This window comes from Rhizobium sp. ERR 1071 (assembly GCF_007828675.1).
GTDB lineage: Bacteria > Pseudomonadota > Alphaproteobacteria > Rhizobiales > Rhizobiaceae > Rhizobium > Rhizobium dioscoreae.
In genome coordinates this window covers 701993-718400 of sequence record NZ_VITM01000001.1, presented here as the reverse complement: position 1 = coordinate 718400, position 16408 = coordinate 701993, and the positions used below count along the sequence as shown (strand labels likewise).

The window sequence follows — 16408 nt, the reverse complement described above, 5'->3', positions numbered from 1 at the left end:
CGACATGACTGCTGACACAATTCTTGCAAGCCTGCATCTTTCCATTCCGGAGCTCATCCTCGCGGTCGGTGCGCTTGCGTTGCTCATGATCGGCGTCTTCTCGGGCGAGCGGTCGGGACCCACGGTCACCGGTCTTGCCATCGCGGTCCTCGCGGTGGCAGGTCTCTGGATCATCTTCGTGCCGGGCGAGGGGCTTGCCTATGGCGGTGCCTATCTCGCCGATGGCTTCTCCCGCTTCATGAAGATCGTCGCGCTGGTCGGCTCGATCGTCGCCATGTTCCTCAGCATGGGCCAGGCGCGCGAGCAGCAGCTCGATCGCTTCGAGTTCCCGGTTCTGCTCGTGCTCGCGACCCTCGGCATTCTGCTGATGATCTCCGCACACGATCTGATCTCGCTCTACCTGTCGCTGGAACTGCAGTCGCTGGCCCTTTACGTCGTGGCCGCCATCAACCGCGACAGCATCAAGTCGACCGAAGCTGGCCTGAAGTACTTCGTGCTCGGCGCGTTGTCCTCCGGTATGCTGCTCTATGGCATGTCGCTGGTTTACGGCTTCACCGGCCACACGACCTTCGATGCGATCGCGACTGCACTCAGCGCCGAGACCCGTTCGCTCGGCCTCGTCTTCGGTCTGGTCTTCGTGCTTGCGGGCCTCGCCTTCAAGATCTCCGCCGTGCCGTTTCACATGTGGACGCCGGACGTTTACGAAGGTGCGCCGACGCCGGTTACCGCTTTCTTTGCGGCTGCCCCGAAGGTTGCCGCCATGGCGATCCTGACCCGCATCGTCGTCACCGCCTTCCATCCGGTGCTCGCCGACTGGCAGCAGATCATCGTGTTCATCTCGATCGCCTCGATGCTGCTCGGCTCCTTCGCTGCGATCGGTCAGCGCAATTTCAAGCGACTGATGGCCTATTCGTCGATCGGCCACATGGGCTATGCGCTCGTCGGCCTCGCCGCCGGCACCAAAACCGGCGTATCCGGCGTCATGCTCTATATGGTCATCTATATGGTCATGACGCTCGGCTCCTTCGCCATCATCATGGCGATGCGCCGCAAGGACGGCCGTCAGGTTGAAAACATCGATGATCTCGCCGGCCTTTCGACGACCAACCCCTTCATGGCGGTCGTTCTGACGGCGCTGATGTTCTCGCTGGCTGGTATTCCGCCGCTCGCAGGCTTCTTCGGAAAGTATTTCGTCTTCGTCGCCGCCATCCAGGCGCATCTCTATGCGCTCGCCATCATCGGCGTTCTGGCCTCGGTCGTCGGCGCTTACTACTATCTGCGCGTCATCAAGGTAATGTGGTTCGATGAAGCCAAGGACGAATTCACGCGCACGGCCGGTTCGCTGCGCCTCGTCTTCGGTCTCTCCGGCCTGTTCGTCATCACCTATGTCTTCTTCGGCGGTGCAATCGGCGGAGCGGCCGATCTCGCTGCTGCGACACTGTTTTGATGGCGTCTGACATGAACAGCCGGAAGTCGCTCGCCGACTTCCGGCACGATGCCCTTCAAGAGACGTCCTCTACGAATAGCGTGTGCCTCGAGCGTGCACGTGCCGGCGATCCCGGGAACCTTTGGGTGACCGCCGAGCGTCAGACGGGTGGACGCGGTCGCCGCGGTCGCCCTTGGGTTTCGGAAGCCGGCAATCTCTATGCATCTCTCCTTTTGATCGATCCCGCTCCGATGGACCGCCTCGGCTCGCTGCCGCTCGCGGTCGCGGTCGCGGTGCATCAGGCGGTGCGCGGCGTGCTCCCGCTGGCAGCAGAACCTGCAGAGATCAAATGGCCGAACGATATCCTGATCGGCCGCAAGAAGACCTGCGGTATTTTGATCGAAGGCGAGGCTTTGCCGGATGGGCGTTATGCGCTGGTCATCGGCATCGGCATCAACATTGCAGTCATGCCTGACAATCCGATGTATCCAGTCACCTGCCTCAGGCAGCAGGGCTCGATGGTGTCGCCGGACGAGCTGTTTGCCCATCTTTACGCCGATATGGCCGAGGCGCTCGGTGTCTGGAACCGCGGCAAGGGTGTTCGCGAGATCACCGCGCGTTGGCGCGAATTTGCGTGCGGCATCGGGGAAAAGATCACGGTAAATTTGCCGGATCGCTCGATTTCGGGCCATTTCTCGGGAATCGATGATAATGGCTTGTTGATGCTCGAAACCGAGGACGGCAGGATCATGCCGATCGCGGCGGGCGACGTTTTCTTTAGATAATGGTTGGGGATCACATGGCGAAGCAAGACGAACTGGTGTTTCTGCCCCTCGGCGGCGTCGGCGAAATCGGCATGAATCTCGCGCTCTACGGCTACGGCCCGGCGGAACAGCGCCAATGGATCATGGTCGATTGCGGCGTCACCTTCCCGGGGCCGGATCTGCCTGGCGTCGATCTCGTCTTGCCGGATATCCGTTTCCTTGCCAAGGAGCGCAAGAACCTCAAGGGTATCATCATCACCCATGCCCATGAGGATCACTATGGCGCATTGAACGATCTTTGGCCGGGCCTGAATGTTCCAATCTATGCCTCTGCCTTTACCGCCGGCCTTCTTGAAGCCAAGCGCGATTACGAGAAGTCGATGGGCGAAATCCCGGTGACGCTTTTCAAGGCTGGTGATCGCATCAATGTCGGCCCTTTCGAGATCGAGGGCGTGGCCGTCAATCACTCTATCCCCGAGCCGATGTCGCTGATGATCCGCACGTCGCTCGGTAATGTCGTCCATACAGGCGACTGGAAGATCGATCACGAACCCTCGCTTGGGCCGCTGACCGATGAGACCCGCTTCCGGCAGCTTGGCGACGAAGGCGTGCTGGCATTGATGTGCGATTCCACCAACGCCTTGCGCGATGGCGTTTCGCCTTCGGAAAAGGACGTCTCGGAAAGCCTGCGCAAGATTATCGAGGATGCAGAGGGCAGGGTAGCGATCACCACTTTCTCCTCGAATGTCGGCCGCATCCGTACCATTGCCGAGGCTGCCGAAGCCGCCGGCCGCGAAGTGCTGCTGCTCGGCAGCTCGCTGAAGCGCGTCGTCGATGTTGCCCGCGATATCGGCCTCATGGAAGGTATCAAGCCCTTCATCGCTGAAGACGAATATGGCTATATCCCGCGCGACAAGGTCGTGGTCATCCTGACCGGCAGCCAGGGCGAGCCGCGCGCAGCGCTTGCCAAGCTCTCCCGGGATGAGATGCGCAATGTCGCACTGGCCGCTGGCGATATCGTCGTCTTTTCTTCGCGCGCCATTCCGGGCAATGAAAAGGCGATTCAGGACATCAAGAACGGCCTGATCGAGCAGGGGGTGCATGTGGTGACGGATGCCGAAGCGCTCGTGCACGTTTCCGGCCATCCCCGGCGCAACGAACTGCAGAAGATGTACGAGTGGACGCGCCCGAAGGTTGTTATCCCCGTACATGGCGAGGCGACGCATCTGACCGCCCATAAGGAACTGGCCGAACAGAGCGGCATTGCCACCGTGCCGCGGGTGCGCAACGGCGATGTCGTGCGCCTTGCGCCCGGTCCCGTCGAGGTCATCGGCGAGGCGCCGCATGGGCGCATCTTCAAGGATGGCATTCTGATCGGCGATTTTGACGAGATGGGCATCGGCGAGCGCAAGAAGCTCTCCTATGTCGGCCACGTCGCCGTCAATGTCGTGCTCGATGCCCGTTATGACATCGTCGGTGATCCCGACCTCGTACCGATCGGCCTGCCGGCCTATGACGACGAGGGCGAGGAGATGGAGGATACGCTCTTCGACGCCATTGTCAGTGCCATCGAGAGCATTCCGCGCGCGCGCCGCAAGGATCTGGACATGCTGCAGGAGGCTGTACGCCGCGCGGTGCGTGCCGCCGCCAATCAGGGCTGGGGCAAGAAGCCGGTCGTGACCGTATTCGTCACGCGCACTGGCGGCTGAGGTCTGAGCGGGGAGGAGAGGGGCATGTTGGGACGCATCAATCACATTGCGATCGCCGTTCCCGATATCGCCATGGCTTCCCGAGCCTATCGCGAGACGCTCGGCGCCACTGTATCCGCGCCACAATCCTTGCCGGAGCATGGCGTAACCGTCGTTTTCGTCGAGCTGCCGAACAGCAAGGTCGAGCTGCTCGAGCCCCTGGGCGAGGCTTCGCCCATCGCCTCCTTCCTCGCCAAGAACCCGGATGGCGGCATGCACCATATCTGTTACGAAGTTGCGGATATCCTGGCGGCACGCGATCAGCTGGTTTCCAGCGGTGCACGCGTGCTTGGTAATGGCGAGCCGAAGATCGGTGCGCATGGCAAGCCTGTACTCTTCCTGCATCCGAAGGATTTCTTCGGCACGCTCATCGAGCTTGAGCAGGTGTGACATCAGAGCCGGATGATTTTTGGCGGAACTGGCGTAAAATCTGAATCTGCTTTAAGTGCGCTGATCGGCGCTTTGAAAGACAACTGCTTTGCCCCTATAAGCAGTTTGGAAGAGGATGAGGCGAGCAGGCTCGTCTCGAAGGGAGCACAATGGCACAGCAGATTGCCGCCGGTTTCGCCGTCTATTTCGTCATCTGGTGGATTACGCTTTTCGCCGTCCTGCCCTTTGGCTTGCGTACTCAGGCCGAGGATGAGCATGTCATCCTGGGTACGGTCGAAAGTGCGCCGACGAAATTTCGTGCTTGGCGGGTCGTGCTTGCTACAACGCTGGTATCGGCCCTTATTTATGGCGCGTGGTATATCGCCTCGCGTTATTTCGGGCTGAGTATAGATTCCATTCCGCAGATCGTTCCAAGCTACAAGTGATCTGTGACAGCTGTAGATTAAAGGTGCCCGGAATGCGGGTGCCTTGCGATCGCCATCAATTCGTCACACGCTTGTCATGAGCGTGGAGCAAAGAATTTACAGCCTATGTATATTATTTCAGCAGAAGCACGAGCCGAGTATTTCGGGCAAATCCGTGGACCGTCGAGGCTGAGCTGAGAAAGCAAAAAAAAACAAGGCTAAAAGCCTTGTTTTAAAGTATCGCGTGATCCTTATCCGTTACCGGGGCAGCGAACGAGCGCGCCTAAGATCTGATCCTCCCAAGACTTGACCGCGAAACGGCAAGAATTTAGCCTTCCTGCCTCTTTTGTGAGCTAAAATTAGCTCAAACATTGAGCTTTGTCATCCTTTTTTTTGCTTTTTTGCTACAGCCGCGCAGAATTTTTCTGTTGACGAATTTCCGTCGTAAATCCTTATAAACGTGCGCTTTTTCGAAACATCGAAAATGGGCTCTATCCCCTGTATTCTCAGGCTTTCGTCAAATTCTTCTATTGAAGAATGCGGGTTTCCTTCCTGCGCCGAAGCAGTTATGAACTGCCTCCAGTACATAATTTGCTAACGATTCCGCCGCCAGCGGAACGTCAAACCATCTGGAACAAGCGTCATGCGTCTGTCTCGTTACTTCATGCCCATCCTGAAGGAAAACCCCAAGGAGGCTGAAATCGTTTCCCATCGGCTCATGCTGCGCACCGGCATGATCCGGCAGCAGTCGCAGGGTATCTATTCGTGGCTGCCATTGGGCAAACGCGTGCTGGACAAGGTCAACAAGATCATCCGCGAGGAGCAGAACCGCTCCGGCGCCATCGAGCTGTCGATGCCGACGCTGCAGTCGGCTGAGCTCTGGCAGGAAAGCGGCCGTTATGACGCCTACGGCAAGGAGATGCTGCGCATCAAGGACCGGCAGGATCGGCCTATGCTCTATGGCCCGACCAATGAGGAAATGGTCACCGATATCTTCCGGTCCTACATCAAGTCTTACAAGGACTTGCCGCTGAACCTCTATCATATCCAGCTGAAATTCCGTGACGAAATCCGTCCGCGTTTCGGCACGATGCGCTCGCGCGAATTCATGATGAAGGATGCCTATTCCTTCGATCTGACGCAGGAAGGAGCAGTGCATTCTTATAACAAGATGTTCGCCGCCTATCTGCGCACCTTCAATCGTCTCGGCCTGAGAGCCATCCCGATGCGGGCAGATACCGGCCCGATCGGCGGCAATCTTAGCCACGAATTCATCATTCTCGCCGACACCGGCGAGTCGGAAGTTTTCTGCCACAAGGATTTCGTCAATTTCGACATTCCCGGCGAAGACACCAATTTTGATGATGTTGCTGGCCTGAAGGGGATTTTCGACAAGTGGACCTCGGTCTATGCCGCCACCTCGGAAATGCATGACGAAGCCGCCTTCAATGCCATTCCCGAAGGCGATCGCCTGTCGGCGCGCGGCATTGAGGTCGGCCACATCTTCTATTTCGGCACGAAATATTCCGAGCCGATGGGCGCGAAGGTGCAGGGTCCCGACGGCAAGGAACATGCTGTCCACATGGGATCTTACGGTATCGGCCCGACACGCCTTGTTCCCGCCATCATCGAAGCTTCGCATGACGAGAACGGAATCATCTGGCCGGAATCGGTCGCGCCGTTCGATGTGGTGGTGATCAACATGAAGGCCGGCGATCAGGCCTGTGATGACGCCTGCGAAACTGTCTACGCCGCGCTGTCGAAGGCCGGCAAGGATGTGCTGTACGACGATCGCGACGATCGCGCCGGAACGAAGTTCGCGACCGCCGATCTGATCGGCGTGCCCGTGCAGATCATCGTCGGACCGCGTTCGATCGCGAACGGCGAAGTTGAAGTGAAGGACCGCAAGACCGGCGCTCGCGAAACGATGACGGTCGAGGCAGCGATCAATCGGCTGGCAGGCTGATTGACGATACAAGGGATGAAAGGCGAATGGCGGTGAGCGCGGCAGTGGAACAGCAGGAAAATTCGTTCAAGGCCGGCCTATCGTCTCGCCCGTTTTCCGGTTTCGAACGGCTTGTGGCCTGGCGCTATCTGCGCTCCCGGCGCAAGGAAGCCTCGATTTCGGTCATCGCCGGCTTCTCTCTGGTCGGCATCATGCTCGGCGTCGCGGCGCTGATCATCGTCATGGCCGTAATGAACGGTTTCCGTGCCGAGTTATTCAAACAGATTCTTGGCTTCAACGGTCATGTCGTCGTTCAGCCGATTGATTCGCCGCTAAACGACTATGCCGATCTGGCCAAGAAGTTTTCTGCCGTTCCGGGCGTCACCATGGCCCTGCCGCTCGTCGAGGGCGAAACGCTCGCCTCCGGCCGCGGCGGCTCCGGCACCGGCGCGCTGGTGCGCGGCATCCGCCCGGAAGATCTGACCAAGCTCAAATCAGTCTCCGATCACATAGTGTCCGGCGACATGGTTGGTTTCGCCTCCGGACAGGGCGTTCTGGTCGGCAGCCGATTGGCCCGGCAATTGGGCCTGACGGTCGGCGATCAGATCACCCTTACGGCTCCGGATGGCGATGTGACGCCTTTTGGTGTTAACCCGCGCGTCAAAGCCTATACGATCTCCGGCATCTTCGAGGTCGGCATGTCGGAGTATGATTCCTCCGTCGTCTTCATGCCGCTCGAAGAAGCGCAGGTCTTCTTCAATGCCGAGGGCATTGTCGAGAAGATAGAGCTCTTCATCACCAATCCCGATGACGTCGATCAGCTGCGGCCGAAAATCGAAGAGGCGGCCGGGCGGCAGATCTTCCTGACGGACTGGCGGCAGGTCAACGCTACCTTCTTCTCGGCCCTGCAGGTCGAGCGCAACACGATGTTCATGATCCTGACGCTGATCGTTCTGGTCGCCGCGCTGAATATCATCTCCGGCTTGATCATGCTGGTGAAGGACAAGGGCAGCGACATCGCCATCCTGCGCACCATGGGGGCGACATCGGGCGCGATCATGCGCATCTTCTTCATGACGGGTGCGGCGATCGGCGTCGTCGGAACGTTCGCCGGCGTCATACTCGGGGTCCTGGTCTGCCTCAACATCGAATCCATCCGCCAGTTCTTCTCCTGGATTTCAGGCACAGTGATCTTCAATCCGGAGGTCTATTTCCTCAGCAAATTGCCGGCCGAGATGAACCTCGGCGAGACCATCTCCGTCATCGTGATGGCGCTCACTCTGTCCTTCCTTGCCACCATCTTTCCGGCTTGGCGCGCATCGCGGCTCGATCCGGTGCAAGCGCTGCGCTACGAATAAGGATATTCCATTTGATGAAACGCAACGTCGTTCTCCAGCTCTCTGGCGTGGAGCGTCACTACGGGCAGGGCGAGACGCGGCTGTCGATCCTGAAAGGCGCTGATTTCACTTTGCATAGCGGTGAGATCGTCGCGCTTGTCGCGCCATCAGGCACGGGCAAGTCGACGCTTCTGCATGTGGCCGGGCTGCTTGAGCATCCGGATGGCGGCGAGGTGCTCGTCAATGGTCAGGCCTGCGAAGGCTTGTCCGACGATAGGCGGACCGCCGTGCGCCGCAGCGAAATAGGCTTCGTCTATCAGTTCCATCACCTGCTGCCCGAGTTCTCGGCACTTGAGAATATCATGATGCCGCAGCTTATTTCCGGGCTCTCGCGTAAAGATGCGAGCGAGCGTGCTTCTCAGCTTCTCGACTACATGCGCATTGGCCATCGTGGCGATCACCGCCCCGCCGAGCTCTCCGGTGGCGAGCAGCAGCGTGTCGCGATCGCCCGTGCTGTCGCCAATGCGCCGCTGGTGCTGCTGGCGGATGAGCCCACCGGCAACCTCGACCCGGCAACGGCGCATTACGTTTTCGATGCACTTGAGGCTCTGGTACGCCAGTCAGGCCTCGCTGCTCTGATCGCCACCCACAATCACGAGCTTGCGGCCCGGATGGATCGCCGTGTCACGCTGAGTGAAGGCAAGGTGGTCGAAGTCTGATTGGCCGTTACGGGACGATCAGGCCACCGCGATAATCCAGCTCATAGGCCTTGCGCTCTTTCACCATGATGGCTTCGTGCCCGATAAAGTGGTCGCACGATCCGGTGCTGCGGTCGATATAGCGGCCATAGACATGTTCGAATTCGAAGCCGCCTAGAAAACGTTTTTCATCCTGATAGAGGCGCAGAAGTGCCGCCTTGATAACCATGCCGGCTCGCGTTCCGTCGATCAGATCGGGCTCGACGATATGGCCGAAATAGTTCATGGCCCATACCGGCTTGTCGTCATGCCAGACGAGTTCCTGTCCCGCGAAATCCGTGCCGCCGAAATAGCTGTCGAGATAGCGCCAGCGGCCGCTCGCATAACCGATGTCATGCGAGCCGCTTCGGCAGGACGGCAGCCGCTCGCCGTCACCAACATAGGTCTCGGCTTTGGCGGCGACAATAAAATCGTTCAGCTCGGCAAGATCCGGCATGACCCTCTCCAATTTTGGTGAGCGGCCAAGATGCCATGGATCCGAAGAAGTGTAAAGAACAAAAAGTGAACATGCGTTGTTAATGGCCGAGCCCGCAGGCCTTCTCCCCGATCTCATCCTGCCAATCCTGAATGTTGATGGTCTTGGCGTCGGTCTTCAGCGTCTTGCTGCCTTTCGTCACCTTACCGGTCAATACATTGTAGTCGCAGGTCTGGCTATTATCCGGTTCGAGCGTATCGCGGGCATCGTAAGTGTAGCCGGCCACCACGAAACCGTTGTTGCGATAGGCAAGTGTTAGCGTTTGATGCCAACGATCGCGGCCGATTGCATCGTTCTGCGAGGTGATTGCGATCGAACCGTTCGGCAGCGCGGCGATCGAAGGTTCCTGGCCGTAAACACCGCTGGCTCTACCCCAGATCTTGTCAGGAGCGCTTGCTGCCAATTGCAATAGGGAATGCTCGTTGTCACGCAGATAGATGTAGATGCCGATGGAGGTTTCGGCCTGCTTGTCCGCCGGGGGAGCTACCAGAATGGCAAGGTCCGGTTTCCCGTCCTTGTTCCAGTCGCCGATTGCAGCGTCGACGATGCGCTCGGGTGCAGATGTATTTTCTGCTTGAGCCGCAGTTGCGGTCAAAAGAATGGCGAGAGCGCAGGCAAGTGATTTCATCGTGATCTCCCTGTTTGCCCTTGCATAACGCTCGGTTGTGCCGGCGTCCATCTGAGGGCAGAAAACCGTCCAATGAAATTTCCTGATGTGTCTATTGACTCTCGAACAAAAATGGAACAAAAAAGAAACATAACGAGTAAGGAGCGCCTAAATGACCGACATTATTCGAGACGTTGCAGCATTCACTTCCATCGTCATGTTCGTTGCCAGCTTTTCCCTCATCATGATGGCGATGTAAGTTTTGTCCCCCATTTGCACATGCTGTTCCCATATTTGATGGGAGCAAACTTCTGGACTTTACGGTCCGCAATGCCGAAAATGCCGCTGATTCATTCAGGTGTGCGGAAGGGTATGAAATGGCGGATGCAGGTGGCAGCGGCGCGGCAGCGCCGGTCGGCGAAATGCCGGAATTCGTGCACCTCAGGGTTCATTCCGCCTATTCTCTGCTAGAGGGCGCATTGCCGCTCAAGAAGATATTGGCCAAGGCTGCCGGGGACAGTCAGCCGGCTATTGCCATTACCGATACCAACAATCTGTTCGTTGCCCTGGAATTCTCGCAAAAGGCGATGGATGAGGGGCTGCAGCCGATCATCGGCTGTCAGCTGTCGATCGATATGGAGGATGGCGGCGAGGGCGAGAAGCGCGGGCCGCAGCAGGCTCTGGCGAAGCTGCCATCCATCGTTCTGCTTGCCGCAACCGAGCGGGGATATGAGCGCCTCGTTGATCTCGTCAGCCGCGCTTATCTCGGCGGCGAGGGCAACAGCGCCGTTCACATTGCAGCATCATGGCTGGATGAAATCGGCACGGAAGGAATGATTGCACTCACCGGTTCGCTCACCGGTCCCGTCGATATGGCGTTGAAAGAAGGGCACGCCGCCCAGGCGCTCTCTCGGTTGTTGAGGCTGAAGCAGCTGTTCGGCGACAGGCTTTATGTCGAATTGCAGCGCCATGGCACCTATGATCGTCGTCACGAGCAGAAGATGATCAAGCTTGCTTATGAGCATGACATCCCGCTCGTTGCCACCAACGAAGCATTTTTCCCGACGCGGGATGATTATGATGCGCATGACGCTTTGATGGCGGTGGCCCACAATGCCATTGTCTCGGACGATACGCGGTTCCGCCTGACGCCGGATCATTATCTCAAGAGCCGTGCCGACATGGCGAAACTCTTCGCCAATCTGCCCGAAGCGCTGGAGAATACGGTCGAGATCGCTCGCCGCTGCTCCTTCATCCTGAAGACCCGCAAGCCGATCCTGCCGCGCTTCACCGGCGCCACGGACGATGCGGAGGAGGCGGAACGCGCCGAGGCCGCCGAGCTGCGCGCTCAGGCGATTGAGGGTCTCGACCAGCGTCTCGCCTCGCTCGGCATGGCACCCGGCTATGCGGAAAAGGATTATCGCGAGCGGCTGGAATTCGAACTCAGCGTTATCGAGCGCATGAAGTTTCCCGGCTACTTCCTGATCGTCGCGGACTTCATCAAGTGGGCCAAGCGCCACGATATCCCCGTCGGCCCGGGCCGCGGTTCCGGTGCGGGCTCGCTGGTCGCCTACGCTCTGACCATCACCGACGTCGATCCGCTGCGCTTCTCGCTGCTGTTCGAGCGCTTCCTCAATCCGGAACGCGTCTCCATGCCGGACTTCGATATCGACTTCTGCCAGGACCGGCGCGAAGAGGTGATCCGTTACGTGCAGGCCAAATACGGCCGCGAGCAGGTGGCGCAGATCATCACCTTCGGTTCGCTGCAGGCGCGCGCAGCCTTGCGCGACGTCGGTCGCGTGCTCGAAATGCCCTATGGCCAAGTGGACAAGATCTGCAAGCTGGTGCCGAACAATCCCGCCAATCCGACCCCGCTCAGCAAGGCGATCGAGGAGGAGCCGCGCCTGCAGGAGGAGGCGGACAAGGAGCCGGTCGTCGCTCGTCTGCTCGACATCGCCCAGAAGATCGAAGGCCTCTATCGCCACGCCTCGACGCACGCCGCCGGTATCGTGATCGGCGACCGTCCGCTGTCGAAGCTCGTGCCGATGTATCGCGATCCGCGCTCCGACATGCCGGTCACCCAGTTCAACATGAAATGGGTGGAGCAGGCCGGTCTGGTGAAGTTCGACTTCCTCGGCTTGAAGACGCTGACTGTCCTCAAGACGGCCGTCGATTTCGTTGCCAAGCGCGGCATCTCGATCGATCTTGCCAGCATACCGCTCGACGACAAACCGAGCTATGAGATGCTCTCGCGCGGCGAGACGGTCGGCGTGTTCCAGGTGGAAAGTGCGGGCATGCGCAAGGCGCTGATCGGCATGCGTCCCGACTGCATCGAGGATATCATCGCGCTCGTAGCGCTCTATCGTCCCGGCCCGATGGAGAATATCCCGGTCTATAATGCCCGCAAGCATGGCGAGGAAGAGATCGAATCGATCCATCCGAAGATCGACTATCTTCTTAAGGAAACCCAGGGCGTTATCGTCTACCAGGAACAGGTGATGCAGGTCGCCCAGGTGCTTTCCGGCTATTCGCTCGGCGAAGCGGATCTTCTGCGCCGCGCCATGGGTAAGAAGATCAAGGCGGAGATGGACCAGCAGCGCGAGCGCTTCGTCGACGGAGCCATCAAGAACGGCGTTTCGAAGGGCCAGGCCGACGTCATCTTCGATCTGCTCGCGAAATTCGCCAATTACGGCTTCAACAAGTCGCATGCCGCCGCCTACGCCATCGTCTCCTACCAGACCGCCTATATGAAGGCGCACTATCCGGTGGAGTTCCTGGCAGCGTCGATGACGCTCGATATGTCCAACACCGAAAAGGTCAACGACTTCCGTCAGGATGCCAAGCGGCTTGGCATCGAGGTCATCGCACCTTCCGTGCAGACCTCGTTCCGCCATTTCGAGACGGGTGATAACCGCATCTATTATGCTCTGGCGGCCATCAAGGGCGTCGGTGAATCCGCCGTCGACCATATCGTCGAGGTGCGCGGCGACAAACCCTTTGCCGGCATCGAAGATTTCTGCCTGCGCATCGATCCCAAGCAGATCAACCGCCGCGTTCTGGAAAGCCTGATCTGCGCCGGCGCTTTCGATTGCTTCGAAATCGACCGCGCCCAGCTGATCGCCGGCCTCGATCGCATCATGGGCTATGCCCAGGTGGCGCAGGAAAACAAGCGCAGCGGCCAGCATGACATGTTCGGAAGTGCAGCCTCCGGTCCGGAAAAGATCGTGTTTCCGCCCTATACGCCATGGCTCGCCTCGGAGCGTTTGCTGCGCGAATTCCAGGTGCTCGGCTTCTATCTGACGGCACATCCGCTCGATACTTATAAGAGTGTGCTCGACAAGATGCGGGTGCAGCCGTTTGCCGAGTTCTCCGCCGCCGTAAAGCAGGGCGCCAGCAACGGCCGTCTCGCCGGCACGGTTATCTCCAAGCAGGAGCGCAAGACGCGCACCGGCAACAAGATGGGCATCTTCGTCTTCTCTGATGCCTCGGGCCAGTTCGAAGCCGTGCTTTTCTCGGAAACGCTCAACCAGTATCGTGACGTGCTCGAAGTCGGCAAATCCTTCGTCATTACCGCCCAGGCAGATGAGCGCCCGGAAGGCATCAGCCTGCGCCTGCAGACGGCGCAGTCGCTAGAGGAGAAGTCGTTGCAGATGCAGAAGGCACTACGCGTCTATGTCCGCGATTCCGGCCCGCTGAAAGCCGTTGCCGCGCATCTGAACGCCAAGGGCGATGGCCTGGTTTCCTTCATCGTCATCAAGGAGGAAGGAATGCGCGAGGTCGAGGTGGCACTGCCGGAGAAATATCGCATCACGCCCGAAATCGCTGCTGCCTTGCGCACGGCACCCGGCGTGATCGACGTGGAGCTGGTCTGAAGCAATTCCAGGAAAAGTGGATAGCGGTTTTCCGTCCGGAATTGCGTAAAAACAAAAAGGCTCTAGCCCTTCTTACCCAGCGCGCCATTGTTGGTAATGGTGATGAAATCGGTCTCGTTGCCGGTTTCCGGTCCGACACCGGTATCGGAAATCGTCAATGACGATCCGGCTGTCAGCAAATCCTCGATGCGGTGACGGATATCGTCGGGAATGGTGATGCGATTGAGCGCCTGTCCGGCTGCGTCGAACGATTGCGATTGCTCCTCGCTGGTGATGCCGTAGCGCTTCTTCGTCTGCTTGCTCAAATCTTCTTCGAGCGTCATGCCGAACCAGTCGGCCTTTCCGCTGATCCGGTCGATGGCGTTGGCGGTGAAGAAATGCACGCCGAGCGCTTCTTGCGGCTCGGCGATAATTGCGGGGCCTTCGAAGAGCGGCTTGAAGTTCTGGCGGACCATGATCGCACCGTTCGGCGGTTCGCCCTTGCCGGCGGCGGCATAGACCGCCTTCATCAGCGCGGGGCTGACAAGGCCGCCCGTCGTCTTGATATTATGTGCCTTCTTGAAGTCTTCGATCGCCTGCACCGTCGCCGGCCCGAGCATCCCGTCGGGTGTTCCGGTGATAAAGCCCATTCCGTTCAGGATGCCCTGTAGGTCGCGCACGTTTTCGCGCAGCCCGCGCCGGGTGATGAGGATGCTGAGCGGCGCTGGATCGGCCGGTGGCGCTAGAGTCTCCTGTGCCTTCGGTATCTTGATCGAGGTTACGTCATTCGTCGCGACCTGCAACGGCTGTGCCTGCGGCAGGAAGCTCGCGGTCATGGGACGCAGTTCGATGCCGGAAAACAGCGCCGGCGGTGGTGCTGGCAGCGGCTGGAACAGCGTCGCGTTTTCGAATGGCTGCGGCACGAGCGGCTGATCGGCGATGACGACATGGACGCCGCGCTCGGTCATTTGATAGAGCATCTTGGCAAAGGCCTTCGGCATGCGCACGCAGCCATGGGACGCCGGATAATTCGGCACCGAGTTGGACTCGTGCAGCGCAATTCCCGACCAGGTCAGCCTCTGCATGAAGGGCATAGGCGAGGCCGAGTAGAGGTTGGACTCGTGATAGACCTTCTTTTCCAGAATGGAGAAGATGCCGCTCGGGGTCGTGTGCCCGCGCTTGCCGGTGGAAACCTTCGAAGTCGCGATCACCTTGTCGCCGTCATAGACCGCAAGCGACTGCCTGTCCTTCGACACCACGATCTGCAGGGTGCGGGCATCCGGCGCAGCAAAGACGGGATGAGAAAGGGCGGTGGCTGACAACAGCGCGAGCCCCAGCAACAAAAATGGCTTCATAGACACAACCAGAACGCAATACTCGTTGCGCCCAAGGTTAGACTTCGAAGTTTAAGGAAGACTTGCCGAAAACTCATGCCTTTCCGCGTCCATGAAAACGTGAGTTCGCCGAATGCCAGCCCAATACAGCATCGCCGAAGCGGGGCGGCCACACTCTGCTTCGGCGATGAATGAAATCTGCGGCTTATGTGCGATCAGTGGACGTTGGAGGCCACCCAGTTGTGCCAGTCCTGCTCGCTGCCGTGGAAGGCGTTGAGGTCGATCCTGCCTTCGACGCCATGGGATACGCCGGAGCCGGAATATTGCCAGAACAGCCATTTGCGGCCCGGATAGACCTTGGATGGATGTTGAGCCACGGCGCGCAGCCAGAAGGGGTAGTCGAGCAGCTCGCCGCTGAGATTGTCGCGATAGAAATCCGGTGCGGTGTAGACGATCGGGCGCTGGCCGTAATGCTTTTCCAGCTTGTCCATGAAGACCTGCATCTTGGCGAGAACCTGCTCGCGCGAAGGACGCCGCTTGCAGCTCGACTCGCCATTCCATTCGACGTCGATGACAGGCGGCAGCGCTCCGGCCTCCTTGGGCACGTTGCGGATGAACCAGTCGGCCTGCTCTCCCGCAGTCCGGCACCAATAGAAGAAGTGATAGGCGCCGTGCTTCAGGCCGGCCTGCTGGGCGGCACGCCAGTTCTTCTTGAACATGGGATCGAGATGATCGCCGCCATCCGTTGCCTTGATGTAGACGAAGTTCGCACCCTGTGTGCGCAGCGTATCCCAGTCGATCTCGCCCTGCCAGCGCGAGACGTCGACGCCATGGACGGCGAGCTTCCGGGGCGAGGTAGACGTACCGAAGTTGATCGGCTTGGCATCGCGGAAGCGATGGCTGTAGATCTGCATCGGCTGCTGCCTCAGGGCGCGGGGCATCGGGTTTGATGGAGAGAGCATGGCGAGCGGCCGCTGCAGCGGCACGGGTGCGTCACCGTCGTCGCTCTGATCGGAAGGCATGATCCCCTCCGGACGGAGGTTCGTCGGCATGGCGACTGCGAGAGCCTGCTGTCGCTCGACGCGCGAAACCGTTTCGCCGATTTCGACCGACGGCACCGGCCTGCTGGTCTTTGCAATGGAACTCGTCAATTCTTTCGAAGGCGGTGCGGCTTGCGCGGCTTCGCGCTCACCTCGGGCGGCGCAGCCTGAAATCGTCAGGCAGGCGAGAAAAATGGTCGATACAGCCGATAGACGCATAGGAACCCGTACGCAAAACACACTCGGCGACGAGTTCACGCCGCCGGAAAGTTACAGAACCCAAGTCCTAATGGAAATTTACCAAAAAAGTTTGAATCCGAGCTTTTGCG

At 59.2% G+C, this 16408-nt stretch carries 13 protein-coding genes; 9 read left to right on the top strand and 4 right to left on the bottom strand.

Annotated elements, in window-relative coordinates; genetic code table 11:
- Window positions 1–4: 4 nt before the first annotated feature.
- The 8 genes from nuoN to FBZ99_RS03575 all read left to right on the top strand — a co-directional run bounded on the left by nuoN (window position 5) and on the right by FBZ99_RS03575 (window position 8733).
- Window positions 5–1447 carry an NADH-quinone oxidoreductase subunit NuoN gene (gene nuoN / locus FBZ99_RS03610; protein WP_069614967.1) on the top strand — a complete coding sequence of 481 codons (1443 nt, stop codon included), beginning with the start codon at window positions 5–7 and terminating at the stop codon, window positions 1445–1447.
- Complete coding sequence (locus FBZ99_RS03605) at window positions 1447–2211, top strand: biotin--[acetyl-CoA-carboxylase] ligase (protein ID WP_113328972.1); 765 nt, start codon at window positions 1447–1449, stop codon at window positions 2209–2211. Before nuoN ends, FBZ99_RS03605 begins: the two co-directional genes overlap by 1 nt.
- A gap of 14 nt (window positions 2212–2225) precedes the next feature.
- Window positions 2226–3899: a ribonuclease J gene (locus FBZ99_RS03600; protein ID WP_145631394.1), complete on the top strand. Its 1674-nt coding sequence runs from the start codon at window positions 2226–2228 to the stop codon at window positions 3897–3899.
- A 24-nt stretch (window positions 3900–3923) separates the two neighbouring features.
- The gene (gene mce / locus FBZ99_RS03595) at window positions 3924–4328 is read left to right on the top strand and encodes a methylmalonyl-CoA epimerase (RefSeq protein WP_069614964.1); all 405 of its coding nucleotides are present in this window, start codon (window positions 3924–3926) and stop codon (window positions 4326–4328) included.
- Between the two features lie 149 nt (window positions 4329–4477).
- Entirely contained in the window at window positions 4478–4753 is a 276-nt protein-coding gene (locus tag FBZ99_RS03590) for a DUF1467 family protein (RefSeq protein WP_069614963.1), read from the top strand.
- Window positions 4754–5375: 622 nt separating this feature from the next.
- The gene (proS, locus tag FBZ99_RS03585; RefSeq protein WP_145631391.1) at window positions 5376–6698 is read left to right on the top strand and encodes a proline--tRNA ligase; all 1323 of its coding nucleotides are present in this window, start codon (window positions 5376–5378) and stop codon (window positions 6696–6698) included.
- A 26-nt stretch (window positions 6699–6724) separates the two neighbouring features.
- On the top strand, window positions 6725–8035 hold the full coding sequence (locus FBZ99_RS03580; RefSeq protein WP_145631388.1) for a lipoprotein-releasing ABC transporter permease subunit: 1311 nt from the start codon (window positions 6725–6727) through the stop codon (window positions 8033–8035).
- A 14-nt stretch (window positions 8036–8049) separates the two neighbouring features.
- Complete coding sequence (locus FBZ99_RS03575) at window positions 8050–8733, top strand: ABC transporter ATP-binding protein (RefSeq protein WP_145631385.1); 684 nt, start codon at window positions 8050–8052, stop codon at window positions 8731–8733.
- A 7-nt stretch (window positions 8734–8740) separates the two neighbouring features.
- Here FBZ99_RS03575 and FBZ99_RS03570 read toward each other — a convergent pair whose 3' ends face one another.
- A complete protein-coding gene (locus FBZ99_RS03570; protein ID WP_145631382.1) occupies window positions 8741–9208 on the bottom strand; it encodes a DUF5680 domain-containing protein in 468 nt (155 codons plus the stop codon).
- A gap of 79 nt (window positions 9209–9287) precedes the next feature.
- On the bottom strand, window positions 9288–9875 hold the full coding sequence (locus tag FBZ99_RS03565; protein WP_145631379.1) for a hypothetical protein: 588 nt from the start codon (window positions 9873–9875) through the stop codon (window positions 9288–9290).
- 356 nt (window positions 9876–10231) lie between these two features.
- On the opposite strand from FBZ99_RS03565, the gene dnaE reads away from it, so the two are divergent.
- Window positions 10232–13726 (top strand): DNA polymerase III subunit alpha, encoded by a 3495-nt coding sequence (gene dnaE, locus FBZ99_RS03560; protein ID WP_113328965.1) that lies wholly within the window; start codon window positions 10232–10234, stop codon window positions 13724–13726.
- Window positions 13727–13788: 62 nt separating this feature from the next.
- On the opposite strand, the gene FBZ99_RS03555 is transcribed toward dnaE, so the two are convergent.
- Both FBZ99_RS03555 and FBZ99_RS03550 read right to left on the bottom strand, forming a co-directional pair.
- A complete protein-coding gene (locus FBZ99_RS03555) occupies window positions 13789–15060 on the bottom strand; it encodes a L,D-transpeptidase family protein (RefSeq protein WP_145631376.1) in 1272 nt (423 codons plus the stop codon).
- Window positions 15061–15254: 194 nt separating this feature from the next.
- Window positions 15255–16298, bottom strand: coding sequence for a glycoside hydrolase family 25 protein (locus FBZ99_RS03550; RefSeq protein ID WP_113328963.1), 1044 nt, complete (start codon window positions 16296–16298; stop codon window positions 15255–15257).
- Between the last annotated feature and the right edge of the window lie 110 nt (window positions 16299–16408).